At 71.4% G+C, this 19,959-nt stretch carries 19 protein-coding genes; 4 read left to right on the top strand and 15 right to left on the bottom strand.

All coding sequences use genetic code 11. The features are described from left to right. The 5 genes from ASC56_RS20945 to ASC56_RS20925 all read right to left on the bottom strand — a co-directional run bounded on the left by ASC56_RS20945 (position 1) and on the right by ASC56_RS20925 (position 5,829). Entirely contained in the window at positions 1 to 1,704 is a 1,704-nt protein-coding gene (locus ASC56_RS20945; protein ID WP_055493037.1) for a uroporphyrinogen-III synthase, read from the bottom strand. Then, positions 1,701 to 2,672, bottom strand: a complete 972-nt coding sequence (hemC, locus tag ASC56_RS20940) for a hydroxymethylbilane synthase (RefSeq protein WP_055493036.1) — start codon at positions 2,670 to 2,672, stop codon at positions 1,701 to 1,703. Before hemC ends, ASC56_RS20945 begins: the two co-directional genes overlap by 4 nt. Further along, positions 2,669 to 4,459 (bottom strand): glutamyl-tRNA reductase, encoded by a 1,791-nt coding sequence (locus ASC56_RS20935; protein WP_055493035.1) that lies wholly within the window; start codon positions 4,457 to 4,459, stop codon positions 2,669 to 2,671. The genes hemC and ASC56_RS20935 overlap by 4 nt, the downstream gene beginning before the upstream one ends. Further along, positions 4,456 to 5,223: a redox-sensing transcriptional repressor Rex gene (locus ASC56_RS20930; RefSeq protein WP_055493034.1), complete on the bottom strand. Its 768-nt coding sequence runs from the start codon at positions 5,221 to 5,223 to the stop codon at positions 4,456 to 4,458. The genes ASC56_RS20935 and ASC56_RS20930 overlap by 4 nt, the downstream gene beginning before the upstream one ends. A gap of 330 nt (positions 5,224 to 5,553) precedes the next feature. Next, positions 5,554 to 5,829 carry a glutaredoxin family protein gene (locus ASC56_RS20925; RefSeq protein WP_199836037.1) on the bottom strand — a complete coding sequence of 92 codons (276 nt, stop codon included), beginning with the start codon at positions 5,827 to 5,829 and terminating at the stop codon, positions 5,554 to 5,556. A 172-nt stretch (positions 5,830 to 6,001) separates the two neighbouring features. Here ASC56_RS20925 and ASC56_RS20920 point away from each other — a divergent pair, with 172 nt between their 5' ends. From ASC56_RS20920 to ASC56_RS20910, 3 genes are all read left to right on the top strand, one after another. Further along, entirely contained in the window at positions 6,002 to 6,943 is a 942-nt protein-coding gene (locus ASC56_RS20920) for an HAD family phosphatase (protein ID WP_079102621.1), read from the top strand. Between the two features lie 494 nt (positions 6,944 to 7,437). Beyond that, on the top strand, positions 7,438 to 8,208 hold the full coding sequence (locus ASC56_RS20915) for an ECF subfamily RNA polymerase sigma factor, BldN family (RefSeq protein WP_055493032.1): 771 nt from the start codon (positions 7,438 to 7,440) through the stop codon (positions 8,206 to 8,208). A 433-nt stretch (positions 8,209 to 8,641) separates the two neighbouring features. After that, the gene (locus ASC56_RS20910) at positions 8,642 to 9,871 is read left to right on the top strand and encodes a DUF5667 domain-containing protein (protein ID WP_055493031.1); all 1,230 of its coding nucleotides are present in this window, start codon (positions 8,642 to 8,644) and stop codon (positions 9,869 to 9,871) included. A 78-nt stretch (positions 9,872 to 9,949) separates the two neighbouring features. On the opposite strand, the gene ASC56_RS20905 is transcribed toward ASC56_RS20910, so the two are convergent. The 6 genes from ASC56_RS20905 to ASC56_RS20885 form a co-directional block, all read right to left on the bottom strand. Further along, positions 9,950 to 10,996, bottom strand: coding sequence for a lysophospholipid acyltransferase family protein (locus tag ASC56_RS20905; protein WP_055493030.1), 1,047 nt, complete (start codon positions 10,994 to 10,996; stop codon positions 9,950 to 9,952). Positions 10,997 to 11,010: 14 nt separating this feature from the next. Further along, positions 11,011 to 12,072 carry an NAD-dependent epimerase/dehydratase family protein gene (locus ASC56_RS20900; RefSeq protein WP_055493029.1) on the bottom strand — a complete coding sequence of 354 codons (1,062 nt, stop codon included), beginning with the start codon at positions 12,070 to 12,072 and terminating at the stop codon, positions 11,011 to 11,013. Between the two features lie 363 nt (positions 12,073 to 12,435). Next, positions 12,436 to 12,534, bottom strand: coding sequence for a 30S ribosomal protein bS22 (locus ASC56_RS38230; protein ID WP_003948845.1), 99 nt, complete (start codon positions 12,532 to 12,534; stop codon positions 12,436 to 12,438). Between the two features lie 140 nt (positions 12,535 to 12,674). Continuing rightward, entirely contained in the window at positions 12,675 to 12,887 is a 213-nt protein-coding gene (locus tag ASC56_RS20895; RefSeq protein WP_004984898.1) for a helix-turn-helix domain-containing protein, read from the bottom strand. A gap of 129 nt (positions 12,888 to 13,016) precedes the next feature. Further along, entirely contained in the window at positions 13,017 to 13,832 is an 816-nt protein-coding gene (locus tag ASC56_RS20890; protein WP_055493365.1) for a phosphatase, read from the bottom strand. A gap of 149 nt (positions 13,833 to 13,981) precedes the next feature. Continuing rightward, positions 13,982 to 14,821: an alpha/beta fold hydrolase gene (locus ASC56_RS20885; protein ID WP_234377008.1), complete on the bottom strand. Its 840-nt coding sequence runs from the start codon at positions 14,819 to 14,821 to the stop codon at positions 13,982 to 13,984. Between the two features lie 152 nt (positions 14,822 to 14,973). Here ASC56_RS20885 and ASC56_RS20880 point away from each other — a divergent pair, with 152 nt between their 5' ends. After that, positions 14,974 to 15,891: a TetR/AcrR family transcriptional regulator C-terminal domain-containing protein gene (locus tag ASC56_RS20880; RefSeq protein ID WP_055493028.1), complete on the top strand. Its 918-nt coding sequence runs from the start codon at positions 14,974 to 14,976 to the stop codon at positions 15,889 to 15,891. A 187-nt stretch (positions 15,892 to 16,078) separates the two neighbouring features. Here the strand turns inward: ASC56_RS20880 and ASC56_RS20875 are convergent, their stop codons facing one another. From ASC56_RS20875 to ASC56_RS20860, 4 genes are all read right to left on the bottom strand, one after another. Continuing rightward, positions 16,079 to 17,251: an acetoin utilization protein AcuC gene (locus ASC56_RS20875; protein WP_055493027.1), complete on the bottom strand. Its 1,173-nt coding sequence runs from the start codon at positions 17,249 to 17,251 to the stop codon at positions 16,079 to 16,081. After that, entirely contained in the window at positions 17,202 to 18,413 is a 1,212-nt protein-coding gene (locus tag ASC56_RS20870; protein WP_199836036.1) for an MFS transporter, read from the bottom strand. The genes ASC56_RS20875 and ASC56_RS20870 overlap by 50 nt, the downstream gene beginning before the upstream one ends. Positions 18,414 to 18,479: 66 nt before the next feature. Beyond that, the gene (locus ASC56_RS20865) at positions 18,480 to 19,184 is read right to left on the bottom strand and encodes a VC0807 family protein (protein ID WP_055493025.1); all 705 of its coding nucleotides are present in this window, start codon (positions 19,182 to 19,184) and stop codon (positions 18,480 to 18,482) included. A 116-nt stretch (positions 19,185 to 19,300) separates the two neighbouring features. Beyond that, the gene (locus ASC56_RS20860) at positions 19,301 to 19,945 is read right to left on the bottom strand and encodes an HAD family phosphatase (RefSeq protein WP_055493024.1); all 645 of its coding nucleotides are present in this window, start codon (positions 19,943 to 19,945) and stop codon (positions 19,301 to 19,303) included. Between the last annotated feature and the right edge of the window lie 14 nt (positions 19,946 to 19,959).

The raw sequence follows: 19,959 nt of genomic DNA, 5'->3' as shown, positions 1-19,959 counted from the left end.
TCAGGTCGTCCGACGTCTCCGTGCCCCCGGCCGCCGCTCGCTCGGGCGCGTCACCGGGTCGCCGGCCTCCAGCGCGGCGGTGCGCCGCTTCAGGCCGAAGTCCGCCAGCGCCTCCGCCAGCTTGTGCACCGACGGCTCCGGGGCCATGACGTCCACCCGCAGGCCGTGTTCCTCCGCCGTCTTCGCCGTGGCAGGGCCGATGCAGGCGATCACCGTCACGTTGTGCGGCTTGCCCGCGATGCCCACCAGGTTGCGGACCGTCGAGGAGGACGTGAAGAGGACCGCGTCGAAGCCGCCGCCCTTGATCGCTTCGCGGGTCTCGGCCGGAGGCGGCGAGGCGCGGACCGTCCGGTAGGCCGTGACGTCGTCGACCTCCCAGCCCAGCTCGATCAGACCCGCCACCAGGGTCTCCGTGGCGATGTCCGCGCGCGGCAGGAAGACACGGTCGATCGGGTCGAACACCGGGTCGTACGGCGGCCAGTCCTCCAGCAGGCCCGCCGCCGACTGCTCGCCCGAGGGGACCAGGTCCGGCTTCACACCGAAGGCCACCAGCGCCTTCGCCGTCTGCTCACCCACCGCGGCCACCTTGATGCCCGCGAAGGCGCGCGCGTCCAGGCCGTACTCCTCGAACTTCTCCCGCACCGCCCTGACCGCGTTGACCGAGGTGAACGCGATCCACTCGTACCGGCCCGTCACCAGGCCCTTGACCGCCCGCTCCATCTGCTGGGGCGTGCGCGGCGGCTCTACGGCGATCGTCGGGACCTCGTGCGGCACGGCCCCGTACGACCGCAGCTGGTCGGAGAGCGACGCCGCCTGCTCCTTCGTACGCGGGACGAGGACCCTCCAGCCGAACAGCGGCTTGTTCTCGAACCACGACAGCTGATCACGCTGGGCGGCGGCGGAACGCTCACCGACCACGGCTATGACCGGGCGGCCGCCCTCGGGCGACGGCAGGACCTTGGCCTGCTTCAGCGTCTGCGCGATCGAGCCCAGCGTCGCGGTCCAGGTGCGCTGCCGGGTCGTCGTACCGGCGATGGTCACCGTCATCGGGGTGTCCGGCTTGCGGCCCGCGGCCACCAGCTCCCCGGCGGCGGCCGCCACCGAGTCCAGCGACGTGGAGACCACGACCGTGCCGTCGGACGCGCCGACCTCGGTCCAGCATCGGTCCGAGGCGGTCCGCGCGTCCACGAACCGTACGTCCGCGCCCTGCGCGTCCCGCAGCGGCACACCCGCGTACGCGGGCACGCCCACGGCGGTCGCGACGCCCGGTACGACCTCGAACGGAACGCCCTCGGCGGCGCACGCCAGCATCTCCTCGGCCGCGTACGCGTCCAGGCCGGGGTCCCCGGTCACCGCACGGACGACCCGCTTGCCGCCCCGCGCGGCCTCCATGACAAGATGTGCGGCATCCCTCAACACAGGGACACCAGCGGCTGTTGACGCGCCGTCAACGACCGTCGGCTGAGGCGTGCCCGTGCCCTGGTGCGTACCCGTGGCGGCGTCCGCGTCCGTGTTGAGCACGGCGACGCCCGCTCTGGCATGCGTGCGCACCACGTCGAGCACGTCGTGCTCGCCGACGAGGACGTCCGCGTTCGCCAGCGCCTCCACGGCGCGCAGGGTGAGAAGTCCCGGATCCCCGGGTCCGGCACCGAGGAAGGTGACGTGCCCGTGATCAAGGCCGGCGGGAAGGGTGGTGGGGCTCAATGTGCTCGCTCCCCCATCAGACCGGCCGCGCCCTTGGCGAGCATCTCGGCGGCGAGTTCGCGACCGAGCGCCATTGCCTGGTCGTGCGTCTCGGGCACGGGACCGGTGGTGGACAGCTGCACCAGCGTCCGGCCGTCGGGGGTACCGACGACGCCGCGCAGGCGCATCTCCTTGACAATCTGCCCGTCGGCCAACAGGTCGGCCAGCGCGCCCACGGGGGCGCTGCAACCGGCCTCCAGGGCGGCGAGCAGGGATCGCTCGGCGGTCACGGCGACCCGCGTGAACGGGTCGTCGAGCTCGCCGAGCACGGCGATGAGGTCCGCGTTGTCCGCGGCACACTCGATCGCGAGTGCCCCCTGGCCGGGGGCGGGCAAAACCGTGTCGACCGACAGGAAGTCGGTCACCTCGTCGATCCGGCCGATGCGGTTGAGGCCCGCCGCGGCGAGGACCACCGCGTCCAGCTCACCGCTGCGGACGTATCCGATGCGGGTGTCGACGTTGCCGCGGATCGGGACCGTCTCGATGTCCAGGCCGTGGCCGCGCGCGTACGCGTTCAGCTGCGCCATGCGGCGCGGCGAACCGGTGCCGACGCGGGCCCCGCGCGGCAGGTCGGGGAACTTCAGCGCGTCGCGCGCCACGAGGACGTCGCGCGGGTCCTCGCGCACGGGTACGGCGGCCAGCGCCAGGTCCTGCGGCTGCGTGGTCGGCAGGTCCTTCAGGGAGTGGACCGCGAAGTCGATCTCGCCCCTCAGGAGCGCGTCGCGCAGCGCCGTCACGAACACACCGGTGCCGCCGATCTGAGCCAGGTGCTCACGGGAGGTGTCGCCGTACGTCGTGATCTCCACGAGCTCCACGGGACGTCCGGTGACCTGGCTCACGGCGTCCGCGACCTGCCCGGACTGGGCCATGGCCAGCTTGCTGCGCCTGGTCCCGAGCCTCAGCGTCCCTAGTTGACGTGGCTCACTCATGCTCGCCCTCGGTTCTTGGCGTTCTCGGTGTTCTCGGTGCCCTGGGTGGCGTCGGCCCGGGAGACGGAGGCGACCGTCTCGGGGTCGAGGTCGAACAGGGTGCGCAGCGCGTCCGCGTACCCGGCCCCGCCGGGCTCGGCCGCCAGCTGCTTGATCCGTACGGTCGGCGCGTGCAGCAGCTTGTCGACGACACGCCGGACGGTCTGGTTGATCTCTGCGCGGTGCTTGTCGTCGAGACCGGGCAGCCGCCCCTCCAGCCGCGCGATCTCCATCGCCACCACATCGGCGGCCATGGAGCGCAGCGCCACGACGGTCGGCGTGATGTGCGCCGCGCGCAGGGCGGCGCCGAACGCGGCGACCTCGTCGGAGACGATCCGCCGCACCTGATCGACGTCGGTGGCCATGGGGGCGTCGGCGGACGCCTCGGCGAGCGACTCTATGTCCACGAGCCGCACTCCGAGCAGCCGGTGCACGGCCGCGTCGACGTCCCGGGGCATCGCCAGGTCGAGCAGCGACAGCACGGGCGCGGGACGGGCGGGCTCCGCGACGGGTTCGGGGCGGCGGCGCTCGGGGACCCGGCCGACGGCGGCGACGGTCGCCACCAGCGCGGTGATCACCCCGGCCTCGGCCGCCGGGTCGACGACGACACCACCGGCGGCGCCTGCCGGGCGGCCACTGCGCTCCTCGGCGCCCTTGTCCACCCACGCCGCGTGCTGCTCCAGCTCGGCGGCCGCCAGTCCGGCCACGGCCGCCTCACCCAGCACCGAGAAGCCGGCCGTGCCCTGCACGGCCGACAGGTCGAGCGGGCAGCCGTCCTCGGCGCCGAGGCTGGTGGGCGGAAGGTCATCGGGTACGGCGGCCGGGCCGCTCGCGGGCGAGCCGGTGCGCGAATCGGCCGTGCGGGCGGACCCGGCGCCCGGGACCACCGGCGTGACCGGACCGTCCACGCGACCCTCGACCGCCCGGGCGACCGCCTCGGCGGTGAGGACCAGGCCGGTCGCGCCCGTGCAGGAGACGGCGACGTCGGCACGTGTCAGCTCGTCCGGCACCGTCTCCATCGGCACCGCGCGCGCCCGTACGTCCGTGTCGTCGCCCTCCGTCAGGATCCGGGCGAGCCGCTCGGCGCGCTCCAGCGTGCGGTTGGCGATCACGACCTCGGCGACCCCGGCGCGCGCGAGCGTCGCGGCGGCCAGCGAGGACATGGAGCCGGCGCCGATCACCAGGGCGCGCTTGCCCCTGGCCCAGGTCTCGACCGGCGCACCGGACGACAACTGCTCCAGGCCGAAGGTCACCAGCGACTGCCCGGCACGGTCGATACCGGTCTCGGAGTGGGCGCGCTTGCCGACCCGCAGCGCCTGCTGGAACAGGTCGTTCACCAGCCGTCCGGCGGTGTGCAGCTCCTGCGAGACGGCCAGGGAGTCCTTGATCTGGCCGAGGATCTGGCCCTCGCCGACGACCATCGAGTCCAGACCGCAGGCCACCGAGAACAGGTGGTGGACGGCCCGGTCCTCGTAGTGCACGTACAGGTACGGGGTGAGCTCGTCGAGGCCGACCCCGCTGTGCTGGGCGAGCAGCGTGGACAGCTCGGCGACGCCCGCGTGGAACTTGTCCACGTCGGCGTACAGCTCGATGCGGTTGCAGGTGGCGAGCACCGCGGCCTCGGTGGCCGGCTCGGCGGCGACCGTGTCCTGCGCCAGCTTGACCTGGGCGTCCGCGGTCAGCGCGGCCCGCTCGAGGACGCTGACCGGAGCGCTGCGGTGGCTCAGCCCGACGACGAGGAGACTCATGCCGGCATCACGGCGGGAACGTCCCCGTCGGGTCCCTTGTCGGCGGACTCCTTGGCCTCGGCGGCGGCCGGCAGGCCGTCGGCCATGGCTTCCACGGCTTCCTCGCCGGCCTTGCGCTGCTCGTGGAAGGCGAGGATCTGCAGCTCGATGGACAGGTCGACCTTGCGTACGTCGACGCCGTCCGGGACGGACAGCACGGTCGGCGCGAAGTTCAGGATGGAGGTCACGCCCGCGGCCACGAGCCGGTCGCAGACCTGCTGGGCGGCGCCGGCGGGGGTGGCGATGACGCCGATGGACACCCCGTTGTCCGTGATGATCTTTTCCAGGTCATCCGTGTGCTGGACCGGGATGCCGGCGACGGGCTTCCCGGCCATCGCCGGATCGGCGTCGATGAGCGCGGCGACCCGGAAGCCACGGGACGCGAACCCGCCGTAATTGGCCAGCGCCGCGCCGAGGTTACCGATACCGACGATCACAACCGGCCAGTCCTGGGTCAGGCCCAGCTCGCGGGAGATCTGGTACACGAGATACTCGACGTCGTAGCCCACGCCCCTAGTCCCGTAGGAGCCGAGGTAGGAGAAGTCCTTGCGCAGCTTCGCGGAATTGACCCCCGCGGCGGCGGCCAGCTCCTCGGAGGAGACCGTGGGTACCGAGCGCTCCGACAGTGCGGTCAGCGCACGGAGGTACAGCGGAAGCCTGGCGACGGTGGCCTCGGGAATCCCTCGGCTGCGGGTCGCCGGTCGGTGAGTTCGGCCAGTTGCCACGGTGCTCCTGCGGGTAGAGCGGGGCTGCGAGCGGTCATACGTCCCCAGACCGCCCCGTCGAATGCAGGCTATGTCTTTGTGAACGCGTGCACAAAGATGGTGTCCGATTTGCCCGACCAACGTGACCGGAGTCACGCGCCCCCGGCGCACGGAAATGGAACCGGCGCGCGGGCGCACTCGTTCCTCTTGTTCTGGGGGCAAAGCCGCACACTCTCCTCAACGATCCCCGCCCCCGAGACCAATCGCCGTCGATCCTAAGCGACTTTCCGGACACTTGGACTACTCGGTCAGTGCCCGGCCGGGCCACGCGGGGCGCCGGGGCCCAGGACCCTAGGCCAGGGCCTTGCGCAGCCGCTCCTCGCTGACGCGCCAGAAGGTGTGCTGCGCGCCGTCGACCAGCACCACCGGGATCTGCTCCCAGTACCGGCGGTTCAGCTCCTCGTCCTGGGAGATGTCCTTCTGCTCCCAGGGCACGCCGAGCTCACCGCAGACCTTCTCGACGACGATCTGTGCGTCATCGCACAGATGACAGCCGGGCTTGCGGATGAGGGTGACGAGCCGGTCCTGGGGTGCCTTGCGCCGAAAGATGGGACTCATGTCGGCCATTCTCGCCCCGACGGGCGGGGGCGGAAGCCGGACGGCGCAACCCGATGACCCCGGCCGGGGCCACGGCGCCACGCCGACGGCATGACTTCTTTAACGACTCCGCCACGGAGAGTTCACGGCCTCCAAACCTCTCGACTCCGGGACTACCGAACGGACTGGCTATGCTCACGACATGGCCGCTCTAGGATGGCTCACTCCCCGTAGGCGCTCCGCCACGGCGCGAAGCGTGTTGGCAGGCGAGGCCTCGGCGGAGGCAGCGCGCAAGTCCTCGCAGGACGCCGTCTCACAGGAGGTCACTCCTCAGGACGTCTCCGAACGGGAACCGGACTTCCCGGTCCGCGGCGACGACAAGGCAGCGGCGTTCTTCGACCTGGACAACACCGTGATGCAGGGCGCCGCACTGTTCCACTTCGGCCGCGGCCTGTACAAGCGGAAGTTCTTCGAGACGCGCGACCTGGCGAAGTTCGCCTGGCAGCAGGCATGGTTCCGGCTGGCCGGGGTGGAGGACCCCGAGCACATGCAGGACGCGCGGGATTCCGCGCTGTCGATCGTGAAGGGCCACCGCGTCTCCGAGCTGATGTCGATCGGCGAGGAGATCTACGACGAGTACATGGCCGAGCGGATCTGGCCGGGTACGCGGGCGCTGGCGCAGGCGCACCTGGACGCGGGCCAGAAGGTGTGGCTGGTCACGGCCGCGCCGGTGGAGATCGCCACGGTGATCGCACGCCGTCTGGGCCTCACCGGGGCCCTGGGCACGGTGGCGGAGTCGGTGGACGGCGTGTACACCGGCAAGCTGGTGGGCGAGCCGCTGCACGGCCCCGCGAAGGCGGAGGCGGTGCGCGCGCTGGCGGTGGCCGAGGGTCTGGACCTGTCCCGCTGCGCCGCCTACAGCGACTCCCACAACGACATCCCGATGCTGTCGCTGGTGGGCCACCCGTACGCGATCAACCCGGACAACAAGCTCCGCAAACACGCCCGGGCCTACGACTGGCGCCTGCGCGACTACCGCACGGCCCGCAAGGCGGCGAAGGTGGGCCTGCCGGCGGCGGCGGGCGTGGGCGCGGTGGCCGGCGGCACGGCAGCGGCCATCGCGCTGCACCGCCGCCGCCGCTGACGCGCCGCCACGACCGAACGAGCGCGCCCATGGCCCCCTGCCGCCGTCAGGGCCGGCCCGGGCGGCGTCGCCATGTCCATCCACGGCCCCGTCCGGCCGAAAGGCACCCCGGACTCCGCCACGGTGCGTGACTTCCGCGCCCCCTGCGACCACCCTCGGCCCGGGCCACCTGCGGGCCTCTGCCGCCGCGCCGCATTCCCCGGGGCCTACCCCGCCCGAACCGCCGCCACTCCCCCACTCGCGCACCCGGCCACAACACGCCCCGCACTCAGACGGAAGGCGAACTCGTTCGATCAACAAGCGGTCACTATGCGGCACTTGAGCGTGCGTCAATCGGTTACGGAAGCGACGTAATCGATGATTTGAGCAACTGGGTGTAGCGCTGCCTGTACTAAGCGTTATTCTCCTCAGACGCAAACCGGTACCTCTCAGTCGCTACGACGGGTGAAAGGTTCCGCACTGCACGTGATGGAAGCTCTGCCTCTGGGAGTCCCGTGTACCCACACGTCGGGGTTGACGCCTCGGGCCTGGCTACGCTGCGCGCAACGGTCCACGACCTGTTGCGCGGCTTCGTCCCCACCGCGTACGCCGTCCCCGCCTTCGCCACCGCCGCGCCCCTGGGCCCGTGCTACGCACTGGCCGACGGCAGCGCCGCTGTCGGCGGCAGACGGGGCCGCCCGGCCTCCACCACCGCACGCCGCCCGGCTGCGGACAGTGACAGCGCCCGCATGATGGACCTCGTGGAGCGCGCCCAGGCCGGTGAGGCCGACGCCTTCGGGCGCCTGTACGACCAGTACAGCGACACCGTCTACCGCTACATCTACTACCGCGTGGGGGGCAGGGCGACCGCCGAGGACCTGACCAGTGAGACCTTTCTGCGCGCCCTGCGCCGGATCGGCACCTTCACTTGGCAGGGCCGCGACTTCGGTGCCTGGCTCGTCACGATCGCCCGCAACCTCGTCGCCGACCACTTCAAGTCGAGCCGTTTCCGGCTGGAGGTCACCACAGGGGAGATGCTCGACGCCAACGAGGTCGAGCGCTCCCCGGAGGACTCCGTCCTCGAATCCCTCTCCAACGCCGCGCTGCTCGACGCCGTGCGGCGCCTCAACCCCCAGCAGCAGGAGTGCGTGACGCTCCGCTTCCTCCAGGGCCTGTCCGTCGCCGAGACCGCCCGTGTGATGGGCAAGAACGAGGGCGCGATCAAGACCCTCCAGTACCGGGCCGTCCGCACCCTCGCCCGCCTCCTGCCCGAGGACGCCCGCTGACCCCTGCCCCAAGACGCCCGCAGACGCCCGCCGATCCCTCCCGAGGACGCCCACCGACCTCCCGAGCTCCCCCGGAGCCCCCTGAGCCCCGCACACCCGCCGCACGCACCCCGCACCCCGCACCCCGCACCCCGCACCCCGCAAAGCCTCCCCCTCCCCCGCCCCCGAGCCGCATGACGGCCCGCATCCGCCGCACCCCGCCGTACACGCTCGGCAACCTTCAACTCACGTTTTGTACAGGCTCGTTGAGTTCACGGTGCACTCATCCGCCGTCCGTAACCCAAGTGCCGAGCCACTCGTTGTGCGGGATACAGGCTCCCTGTGGTCACACCCCGCCCGTCCGCGATCACTCGATCGTGTGGAGGCGGTGAGGGTGTGCAACCCTCAGGACCCCCTGGGGAGTCGACCGTGATGACGAGAGGAGGTGCCGCCAGTGATCGCGAACGTATCGGCACACCGGCGGGCGAACGCCTTCGCCCAGGCCCTGGAGGACCAGTCCGACGACCGGGGCACGGCGGCCGAGCAGCCCGCGGGATCGGCCCCGGCCCCGGCTGCTGCGGAACGGACCGAGCAGGCCCGCCTGTTGGCCCTCGCGACCGGTCTCGGCGAGTTGCCCAAGCCGGCGCTCGACCCCGAGGTCAAGGTCGTCCAGCGCGCGCGGCTGGTGGCCGCGATGGAGGCCATGCTGCAGGAGGGCACGGCCGCGGGGGGCGAGGCGGCAGACCCTTCGGTGCCCGAGCAGCGGGCCCCTCGGGGCCGGGGTGCTCATCGGGCACCTCAGCTGGCGAAGTCGCGACCGCGTTCACGGCTCACCAAAGGCCTCGCGGCGGGGGGACTCAGCGTAGGCGTGGCCGCGGCCTCCTTCGGCGGAGTGGCCGCTGCCAGTTCCGACGCCCTGCCCGGTGACTCGCTCTACGGCCTCAAACGCGGCCTCGAGGACGTGAAACTCGACATGGCCGACGGGGACAGCGCCCGCGGGCAGCTCTATCTCGACCAGGCGTCGACCCGGCTGAGCGAGGCCCGCCGACTGATGGAGCGCGACCGTGGCGGACACCTCGACCACGAGTCCCTCGGCGAGATCCGCCGCACCCTGTCCGGCGTGCGGCACGACGCCTCCGAAGGTCACCGCCTGCTGCACGAGGCGTACGAGCGGGACGGCTCGCTCGCCCCCATCCAGGCCCTCTCCACCTTCTCCCGGTCCCACCGCGACGTCTGGGGCACCCTGCGCGACCGGCTGCCCCTCCAGCTCGGCGACATCAGTCAGGGGGTCTCCTCGGTCTTCGACGCCATAGACCAGGAAGTGGCGCCGCTGCAGTCGCTCCTGCCGCAGTCCCCGTCCCAGGGCGGCTCCGGCACGCGCCAGAGTTCCGGTCCGGGCTCCACCGCGTCCTCCGGCGCGGGCGGCACCGCGCCCAGCGCCACCGGTGCCTCCGCCTCCGGCAGCCACAGCAGCAACGGCACACCCCGCCCGTCCACCTCCAGGAGCGGCGGCGACGGCCTGCTCGGCGGCAGCACCGGCGGCCTGCTGGACCCGCCCAAGGACAGCGCGGGCAGTTCGCCGACGTCGAGCAAGAGCCCGTCGTCCGAGCCGCAGGTGACACTGCCACCGCTGCTCCCGGGCCTCCTGCCGGGACTGGGCATCGGCAGCGAGGAGAACAAGTAGGACCCGTACGAGGACGGGGGCGCCCTTGGTGAGGGGGCGCCCCCGTCCTCGTACGCGGAAACCCGGTACCGGCCGCGGCTAGAAGAAGACCGACCTGCGCTGCACGAGCAGCTTGTACAGCGTGTGCTGGATCTGCTCCCTGACCTGGTCCGTCAGGTTGAACATCAGCATCGGGTCCTCGGCGGCCTCCGGTGGATAGCCGTCCGTGGGAATCGGCTCCCCGAACTGGATCGTCCACTTCGTCGGCAGCGGAACCACGCCCAGCGGGCCCAGCCACGGGAACGTCGGCGTGATCGGGAAGTACGGGAAGCCCAGCAGCCGGGCGAGGGTCTTCGCGTTGCCGAGCATCGGGTAGATCTCCTCGGCCCCGACGATCGAGCACGGGATGATCGGCGTGCCGGCGCGCAGGGCCGTGGAGACGAAGCCGCCGCGGCCGAAGCGCTGGAGCTTGTAGCGCTCGCTGAACGGCTTGCCGATGCCCTTGAAGCCCTCCGGCATCACACCGACCACCTCGCCGCGTTCCAGCAGCCGCTCGGCGTCCTCCGCGCACGCGAGGGTGTGCCCGGCCTTGCGGGCCAGCTCGTTGATCACGGGCAGCACGAAGACCAGGTCGGCCGCGAGCAGCCTGAGATGGCGGCCCGCCGGGTGGTTGTCGTGCACGGCGACCTGCAGCATCAGGCCGTCCAGCGGCAGGGTGCCGGAGTGGTTGGCGACGACCAGCGCCCCACCCTTGGAGGGGATGTTCTCGAGGCCCTTCACCTCGACCCGGAAGTACTTCTCGTACACGGGCCGCAGCAGCGACATCAGGACCTGGTCGGTGAGCTCCTCGTCGTAGCCGAAGTCGTCGACCTCGTAGTCGCCCGTCAGCCGTCGCCGCAGGAAGGCCAGGCCCCCGGCGATGCGCCGCTCCAGACCCGCCTCCTGGGGGCGGGCCGGCGGCATCTCCTCACGTGTCACAGGAACATCATCCTGCGGGATCTCCCTGCCCGGCAGGGGCTGGACCTCGCGGACCGCCGCGGGCTCGCCGCCCCGCCGGCTTCCCGCGCTCCGGCGCCGCGGCGGCCGCTGCACGGCAGCTCCGCGGGACCGGTCGTCGTCGAACGGAATGACCTTGGCGTCCGCCATCGTTGATGCGCTCCTCAGTTGGCGCTCTGCGTCGGGGGGTGGCCACCGCCCAGGGCGGGCAGTGCGGCGATCCGGTCGACGGCCCCCGCGAGGGCCTCCGGCGGCAGCAGTCCGGGCCCGCGGCTGCGCGCGAAGTCCGCGAACGTCTCCGCGGTCGTGTACCTCGGCTCGTACCCCAGTGTCTCGCGCATCTGGTCCGTGGCCACGACCCGGCCATGGGTGAGCAGCCGGATCTGCTCGGGCGAGAAGTCCGTCATACCCAGCGTGCGCATCGCCGAGCCCATCCAGGTGACCGCGGGCAGCAGCAGGGGCACGGTGGGTCGGCCCAGACGCCGCGCGCACTGCGACAGCAGGAGTACCCCGTCCCCCGCGACGTTGAACGTGCCGCTGTTGAGGGTGCCGCGCTGCGGCTCGTGCGAGCCGATCCGCAGCACCTCGATCACGTCGTCCTCGTGCACGAACTGCAGCCGCGGGTCGTAGCCGAAGACCGAGGGCAGCACCGGCAGCGAGAAGTACGAGGCGAGGGGCGAATCGGCGCCCGGTCCCAGGATGTTGGCGAACCGCAGCACGCAGACGGCGACATCGGGCCGGCGCCGCGCGAAGCCCCGCACATAGCCCTCGACCTCGACGGTGTCCTTGGCGAAGCCACCGCTGGGCAGGGACTTGGGCGGGGTCGTCTCGGTGAAGACGGCCGGATCGCGGGGCGCGGATCCGTACACGTTCGTACTGGACTTCACGACGAGCCGTCTGACGCTCGGGGACTTCTGGCACGCGCCGAGCAGCTGCATGGTGCCGATGACGTTGGTCTCCTTGACCGTGGCCCGGCTGCCGCTGCCCAGCGGGGTGCCCGTCACGTCCATGTGGACGACCGTGTCGACGGAGTGCTCGGCGAGCACTCGTGCGATGGTGGGCTGGCGGATGTCGGCGCGGATGAAGTCGGCGCCGCCCAGATGGTGCTCGGGCGGGACCGCGTCCACCGCGACGACGCGGTCGACCTCCGGGTCACGCTGGATCCGTCGTACGAACCGGCCGCCGAGCCGGCGGGCCACTCCGGTCACGAGCACGACCTTGCCCAAGATCAGCGCCTCTCTTCCCGTCGCGTCCAGTAGTGGACGTAGCTCTGCCCGCTAGCCTGCCGCGTTCCCCGTATGCGGCCAACTTAGCGGGTCGATGTTGCGCTGTGATGACCGCCCGATGCATGAAGTGACGACACCCCCGGTACGTACGACCAGACCAAGCCATTTGGCCCCACGGGCGTATGTCCAGCGGGCGTTGGGTGGCCACGGCCACAGGGCGACCCCACAGGGCCTCGCCGAGGCCCGGGTTGACCGGAGACGGCCCGCAGACGACCCGGAGATGACAACGGCCCCCCACCGGAGGTGGGGGGCCGCGACGCACGTTCGCGCACAGAGCAAGGGCGCCCCTGACGGGGCCGCGCCTTACTTCTTGTTGCGACGCTGAACGCGAGTGCGCTTGAGCAGCTTGCGGTGCTTCTTCTTCGCCATCCGCTTGCGCCGCTTCTTGATAACAGAGCCCACGACTACCCTCGCTCACTTCTCATCACTCGGTGCTGGGCGCCATGGGCCCATACGACCTACGAGGGGCTAGCCTACCCGCCCGAGCGCTGAGGTCGTAACCGAGGTGCCCCGGGAGGCCGCGCGGGCCTCCGGGGCCGCCGTCAGGCCGTCTCCACCCCCACGTAGCTCTCGCGGAGGTACTCGTGAACCGCTTGCTCCGGCACCCGGAACGACCTCCCCACCCGGATCGCCGGCAGATGACCGCTGTGCACCAGCCGGTACACGGTCATCTTCGACACTCGCATCACCGAGGCGACTTCCGCCACGGTCAGGAACTGAACCTCGTTCAGAGGCCTCTCGCCAGCTGCAGCCATGACACACCTGAACCTTCCGCACTCGACGGCCACCGGCTTCCCCTTCCGGTGACTCTTCGTCGCTGCGTGCTCACTCCCCAATGTAGGGGCGGGTGATGCGAGTGGGGAAGAGGGGATGCCATCGGCGGCTTACTGTGACAGACACGCTCGATTGAGTACATAGCGAGTAAGCGGTCGGTAGTAATCGGACCGCACAGCGTCATCAAGTGGAACGACGACGGACACCCGCCCCTCCGCCTCCCCGACGAACAGCGCCGGATCGTCCGTATCGGCCAGGCCGATGGCCTCGAACCCCAGCTGACCTGCCCCGCAGACCCAGCCATGATCCCCGATGACCAGTTCCGGCAACGGCCCTCCGGACTCCGCGGCGACGGCCAGCGCGGTGCGAACAGGGAGCGGCGAGTGCGTGTGTGCGCCGGGTTCAGCACCGGCGCCTCCTGATTCCTCATTTCGCACGAGAGCGACTCCTCGTACGTAATCAAGGTTGTACGTACGTAGGCCGAACCGGGTCGTTATGTCGACACAGCGACCCTGCGCCGGGCTGAGGACAGTACATCCCGCCGCCGACAGGGCGTCCGCGAGTTCGGCGTAGAAGCCCAGCAGCCGGTGGGGGTGGCCGGTGCCGAGGAGCACCGCCGCCCCCTCCCGCGCGGCCCTGCCGATCCGCTCGGCGAAGGCTTCCAGGCCCTCCAGCGTGCGCTCCGGGTCGATCACATCATGACCGGAGATGTATCGAGGGTCGGCCGAGACCCCGCACTTGTCCGCCATCAGCTCGATCAGATCCCCCTGGCCCCAGGTCCATTCGGGATCGAGTCCGATCAGGACGCGAGGGTCCCGGGCGGCGAAGAGCCGATAGCTGCGCAGACTCTCCTCACGGGACGTGGCCACGGGTCCGGCCAGCCGGGCGGCCAGCAGATGGGCACGCAGTGCCCCGGTGCTCAACACGTCAGCGATGCTGGCCCAGCCGCACCCGCCGAGCGCCCAAAACACAGGAAAGACCCCACAGTCGGCGTAATCGTGCGATCCTCGGCACCCGTTGGCGTCAGGGACACCGGCCGATCATTGGTCACCTGCGGTGACGCTCTCCGGGGTCCTTAAGCACGCGGGCGGTCCCCCGCAGGTGTGACGGCCTCCGTTGCGAGCCCGTCGAGGAAGCCGCGTGCGACGGCGGCGAAAGCGTCCGGCGCAGCGGCGTGCACGAAGTGGTCCGCGTCCAGGGCGACGACGGTGGTGCCCGGTCGGCGCTCGCACATCTCTCGGGCGTGCTCGGGCGTGACCACCTGGCTGCGGGTGCCGTGGACGAGGAGCACCGGACAGCTGCTGGCCAGCCAGTCCGCCCAGTGGTCGCCCTCGTTCAGCCGCTCGGCCTCCAAGGCATCCTGCGGGTGGAACGGCAACTCCCAGGTGCCGTCAGGGAGTCGGCGCGGAGCATCGGCGAAGTACGGCGCGGCCGGGCCGAGCGCGGACAGCAGCGCGTCACGGGTCGCGGCCCGATGGCGGGCGTGCGCGAGGAAGGCGAGCGGGTTGTGTTCGCCGTGGCGGAGCTCGACGGCGATGTCCTCCACGATCAGCGCCTCGACCAGATCCGGCCGCCAGGCGGCGAGTTGCACGGCGTTGAGGCCGCCGAGCGAGTGGCCGAGGACGACGGCCGGGCCGAGGCCCAGATGCTCCAGCAGGGCCGCGGCGTCCTCGACGAACCCTCGGCGGCCGTACTCCGGCGCGCGGTCGGACTCGCCGTGCCCGCGTTGGTCGGGGGCGATGACGCGCCAATTCGGCGCAAGGTCGCGGGCGAGCCGGGCGAAGCCGGCGCCCTGGTCCAGCAGGCCGTGCAGGGCGAGTAGCGGACGTCCGGGGCCACCGAAGTCCAGGTAGGACAGGCTGCGCCCGCCCAGCATCAGTGCGCTGCGGCGGGGGGCGGTGAAGGTGTCGTCCACGGTGGTTCTCCCTGCGCTTCGGGTACGGTTCCGAGGCGACCATAAGGGCCTGGTGTATGAGGCGTACACAAGCCCTAGTGCACTACGGTGAGCTGGGGAGACTCTCGGCAGTTCAGGCCGTGAGCGCACTAGTGCGCCACGAGGGGGAAGCTGTGGCAGATGAGCGGTCGGCGTCGGTTCGGATCGCCGGTGAGATCGCCGAGCGGATCCGCGCGGGCGAGCTACGGCCCGGCGAGCGGGTGCCGTCCACGCGGCAGATCATGGGGCGCTGGGGCGTCGCCATGGCGACGGCCAGCAAGGCACTCGCCATGCTGCGGCAGGAGGGGCTGGTCCGTGCCGTGCCCGGCGTGGGCACAGTGGTGGCGGAGAGCGTCCCCGGGCGCCCCCGCTCCTCCGGCGCGTCGCCGCGCGCGAGTCTGGACCGGGCGCATGTCGTCCGCACCGCCGTCGCCATCGCCGACGCGGAGGGGCTGACCGCCGTCTCCATGCGCCGGGTTGCCGCGGCGCTCGGGGTCACCACGATGGCGCTCTACCGCCACGTGCCGGGGCGCGACGAGCTGACACGGCTGATGGCGGACGCGGTGTTCGGCTCCGCCCGGCTTCCAGAGCTGCCCGCTGCGGGGTGGCGGAGGCGGCTGGAGGCAGCGGCGCGGCTGCAGTGGCGGCTCTACCGCCGGCATCCCTGGCTGGCGCAGGCGATCTCCTTCACCCGGCCACAGGCGACCCCGCACGCGATGGCGCTGGGGGAATGGGTCATGCGCGCCCTGGACGGGCTCGGGCTCGATCCGGTCACGATGATCCACATACACGTCACGCTCGCCGCACACGTCCGCGGCATCGCCGTCAACCTGGAAGCCGAGGCCGAGGCTCTGCAGCAGTCGGGGGTGGACGACGAGGAGTGGATGGCCGCGCACATGGCCGCGAAGCTGGCGACGCCGCAGGGGGCCGAGCGGTTCCCGCTGCTCGCCGCCGTCCCCGAGCGCTCGCTGGATCTGGACTCGCTCTTCGAGTTCGGCCTACAGCGCCTGCTGGACGGCATCGACGTCCAGGTGGCCGAGGCTCGGCCCTGAAGAACGCGTGCGCTCGTGGTGCCCGGTCTGCGGGAAGCGGCTCGCGGTGGGCCCAGCCACCGCCGCGACAAGACGTACCACTCGCACGCCTTGGTGCGGCGCGATCGGCACCGCCTCGGCCGGCGACTCGGGGCACTGCGGCCGACCGCTGCCCGAAGGTGGCCGGGCGTTCACCGGCGCCCGGCCCTCACGGCAGCAGACCCCGCAGGGGAAAGGCCGCCTTGCGCGCCGCCAGCACGGCCTGGTCGAGGCGGTCGGCCGGGTCGTACCCCGACTCCCAGTCCGCGTACGCCACCGGCCACCGCCCGTCCGTCATCCGCTGCGGCGCCAACTGCCTCGTCCGGGCGAAGACTTCCTGCCGCCAGCTCTCGGGGATCACGGTCTCCGGCTCGATCGGCCGCCCCGCCGCGATGGCGACGAGATGCGTCCACGAACGCGGTACGACGTCCACGACCGCGTACCCGCCCCCACCCAGGGCCACCCAGCGCCCGTCGGCGTACTCGTGCGCCAGATCGTGACAGGCCACCTGCACGGCCCGCTGGGCGTCCAGCGACACGGCGAGATGCGCGAGCGGATCCTCGAAGTGGGTGTCGGCGCCGTGCTGGGTGACCAGCACCTGCGGCCGGAAGTCGGCGAGCAGCTCCGGCACGACGGCGTGGAAGGCCCGCAGCCAGCCCGCGTCCCCGGTCCCGGCCGGCAGCGCCACGTTCACCGCGCTGCCCTCCGCGCTCGGGGCACCCGTCTCATCCGGCCACCCGGTCTGCGGGAAGAGGGTGCGCGGGTGCTCGTGCAGCGAGACGGTCAGGACCCGGGGATCTTCCCAGAACGCGGCCTGCACCCCGTCCCCGTGATGCACGTCCACGTCCACGTACGCGATCCGTTCGGCGCCCAGCTCCAGCAGCCGGGCGATGGCGAGCGACGCGTCGTTGTAGACGCAGAATCCGGAGGCACCGCCCGGCATCGCGTGGTGCAGGCCGCCCGAGAAGTTCACCGCGTGCAGGGCGTCCCCGCCCCACACCGCCTCGGCCGCCCCCACCGACTGCCCCGCGATCAGGGCGGACACCTCGTGCATCCCGGCGAACGCGGGATCGTCCAGCGTTCCCAGTCCATAGGACCCGTCGGCCGACCCCGGGTCCGCGGACGCGGCCTTCACGGCCTGCACGTAGTCATCGCGGTGCACCAGCCGCAGCGTCGAATCGCCCGCGGCCTTCGCCGCGACCACCCTGACGTCCCTGTCCAGCCCGAACGCGTCGACCAGCTTCCTGGTCAGCGCCAGCCGGACCGGATCCATCGGATGCTCCGGACCGAAGTCATAGCCCGTTACCGCCTCGTCCCACATCAGCTGTGCTCGGCCGCTCATGCCCGCCACCGTATCGGTCCCGTTGAGCGGCGAACGACCGGGCGTACACCAGCGTCACCAGGACCAACACCATCGGTACGAGCATGGCGCCCCGGTAGTTCCAGGTGTCCCCGAGCGCGCCCACCAAGGGAGAGCCGATCAGGAAGCCCACGTAGTTGAAGATGTTGAGGCGCGCGACGGCCGTGTCCGAAGCCCCCGGGAACAGCCGCCCCGCGGCCGCGAACGTCTGCGGTACGAGCACACACAGCCCCAGACCCAGCAGAGTGAATCCGAGCATCCCGACCCAGGCCCCGGGCGCGCCCGCCACCACGGCGAACCCGAGCGCCGCCACCAGTGCCCCCAGCCGCACGACGGCCACGGCCCCGAACCGCCGCACCCCGAGGTCCCCGATGGACCGGCCGAGGAGCGTGGTGATCATGCAGACGTTGTACGGAACGGTCGCCAGCTGCTCCGAACTGCCCAGCGTGTCCTGCAGATACTTGGCGCTCCAGTTGGAGACGGTCGAGTCCCCGATGTACGCGAAGGTCATCACCAGACACAGCGGCAGAAGCAGCCTGAAGACGACAGGGCCCGCCTCGGCCTCCGGCGCGTCCGGACCCGGCGCACTCCCGTCGACGTACCAGCGGCTGCCGAGGACGGTGGCCGGAAGCAGCACCGCGACGACGGGCAGGTACGACGCCCACAGCGCCAGATGCCAGTGCGCGCCCACCCAGGCGAGCGAGGCGCCGACGATCCCGCCGAGGCTGTAGGCGGCGTGGAACCCGAGCATGATGCTGCGCCCGTACGTCCGCTGGAGGCTCACCCCGAGCATGTTCATGGAGGCGTCCAGCGCACCCACGGCCAGCCCGAACGCCGCCAGGGCGACCGCCAGTTCGGCCATGTTGCGCCCGGCCCCGACCCCGAGGAGGGCGAGCAGCACGACGGGCTGGGACCAGCGCAGCAGCCGACTGGGCCGGACCCGCTTGACGAGCTGCTCGGTCGTCACGCTGCCGACGCCGGCGAGAACCGGCACGGCGGCGAGGAAGACGGGCAGCAGCGCGTCGGAGACCCCGTAACGGACCTGGATGGCCGGGATCCGGGTGACCAGCAGGGCGAAGGTGGCGCCCTGGGCGAGGAAGCCGAACGCCAGAGAGGCCCTACCGCGCCGCAGCACATCTGTCATGGCGGCGAGCGTAGGGCCCCGGTCTACCGGTGGGTAGATCCAGCCGAAGATGATTTGTGTTCACCTTTACCGGGCGGAAGCGACCGCCGCGGCGGGCGCGGGAGTGGCGCCCTCGGCCTTCACCTCGGCGATGAGCATCTGCGCCATCGGGCCGGCGGCGAGAGCACCGCTGACGACGAACGCCAGCACCATCGAAACGATCATGATGACCGAGCCCAGCCAGACCATGGTGTCCACCGGCAGCGTGTAGGCCCCCACCACTCGCGCCACGCACTCGGCGAGCAGCACCACACCCCACACGGCCGAGAACACCCGCTCGGCACGCCGGAAGGCCGGGGACCCGCTCCGCAGCCGCACCCAGGCGGCCTCCCGGTCCGTGTCCCCCTTCACCAGCCAGGGCTTCATGGCTTCCGTCATCATCGGCTTCCCCATGACCACGGAGACCAGGATGCCGATGCCGATCGCGCTGCTGACCCCGCTGTCCTTGGCGAGCATCAGCCGTGGGTCGCCGGCGACGAAGCTGAGCAGCAGCGCGACGACGTTGACGAAGAGGATGAGCGCGGCGAGCGCGTTGATCTTCCGTTCCTTGATCACGCCCCATCCGGTCCGCACGGCCGGCACGACGCTGCTGAGTCCGAGCGCCATGAGCGTGCTCGTTCCGAGCCCGTTCCTGAACAGGTAGTACGACCCGACGGGCACCGCCACGTCCATGATCAGCGGCGCGAAGTTGTTCTTCTTGGTCTGGCGCTGGGCAACCGTGTTCGTCGTCATGCACTCAGCTTCGGGGACCGGCCGCACCCGGCAGTAGAAACGATCGTCCGGAGCTCCGCATGACAGAAGTCAGTGGCGGTCCGGTGGCCGGGGTCATGATCCGGCCACCGGCCGGGTCATACCAGCAGGTCCGTCAACTGGCTCATATCGGCGAAGAGTTGCGTGGCACCCGCCAGCCGGGCGGCGGGCGTCATCGCGGTGAACCCGAACACGTCCATCCCTGCCGCGACGGCCGCCTGTACGCCGAGCGGGGAGTCCTCGACGACGACACACTTCTCCGGGGCGACCCCCATCCGCTCGGCCGCGTACAGGAACAGGTCGGGCGCCGGCTTCCCCCGCCCCACGTCCTGCGAGCTGAAGATCCGGCCCTCGTCGAACCACCGGTCGAGCCCGGTCGTCCGGTGTCCCACCCGGATCCGCTCATGGCTCCCGGAGGAGGCCACGCAGTACGGAATCCCGTCGGCGGACAGCTTCTCCAGTGCGTCCACGGCCCCGCTCACCGGCTTCAGCTCCCGCTCGAACGCGGCGAACACGCGCGAGTGGAAGATGTCGTCGAAGTCCTCGGGCAGCCGCTGACCTGAGCGCTCCTGGACTAGGTCATGGATCCGGTGCATCGCGGATCCCATGTAGTCGCGGACGGAGTCCTCGTATGTGGTCGGATGCCCGAGCTCGGTCAGATAGACGGCAAGGAGACGGTTGGAAATCGGCTCGCTGTCGACGAGGACGCCGTCGTTGTCGAAGATAACCAGGTCATAGCGCATGCACCGAGCCTAAA

Source organism: Streptomyces sp. TP-A0356, assembly GCF_001417775.1.
In the GTDB taxonomy this organism is placed as follows: domain Bacteria; phylum Actinomycetota; class Actinomycetes; order Streptomycetales; family Streptomycetaceae; genus Streptomyces.
The sequence above is the reverse complement of the archived record's forward strand: the minus strand, read 5'-3'. Positions and strand labels throughout refer to the sequence as shown.

Coding starts and splice junctions, on each gene's coding strand:
- hemC (WP_055493036.1), bottom strand. CDS start 2,672: ATGAGTGAGCCACGTCAACTAGGGACGCTGAGGCTCGGGACCAGGCGC.
- ASC56_RS20935 (WP_055493035.1), bottom strand. CDS start 4,459: ATGAGTCTCCTCGTCGTCGGGCTGAGCCACCGCAGCGCTCCGGTCAGC.
- ASC56_RS20925 (WP_199836037.1), bottom strand. CDS start 5,829: ATGGCCGACATGAGTCCCATCTTTCGGCGCAAGGCACCCCAGGACCGG.
- ASC56_RS20920 (WP_079102621.1), top strand. CDS start 6,002: ATGGCCGCTCTAGGATGGCTCACTCCCCGTAGGCGCTCCGCCACGGCG.
- ASC56_RS20905 (WP_055493030.1), bottom strand. CDS start 10,996: ATGGCGGACGCCAAGGTCATTCCGTTCGACGACGACCGGTCCCGCGGA.
- ASC56_RS20895 (WP_004984898.1), bottom strand. CDS start 12,887: ATGGCTGCAGCTGGCGAGAGGCCTCTGAACGAGGTTCAGTTCCTGACC.
- ASC56_RS20875 (WP_055493027.1), bottom strand. CDS start 17,251: ATGAGCGGCCGAGCACAGCTGATGTGGGACGAGGCGGTAACGGGCTAT.
- ASC56_RS20870 (WP_199836036.1), bottom strand. CDS start 18,413: ATGACAGATGTGCTGCGGCGCGGTAGGGCCTCTCTGGCGTTCGGCTTC.
- ASC56_RS20865 (WP_055493025.1), bottom strand. CDS start 19,184: ATGACGACGAACACGGTTGCCCAGCGCCAGACCAAGAAGAACAACTTC.
- ASC56_RS20860 (WP_055493024.1), bottom strand. CDS start 19,945: ATGCGCTATGACCTGGTTATCTTCGACAACGACGGCGTCCTCGTCGAC.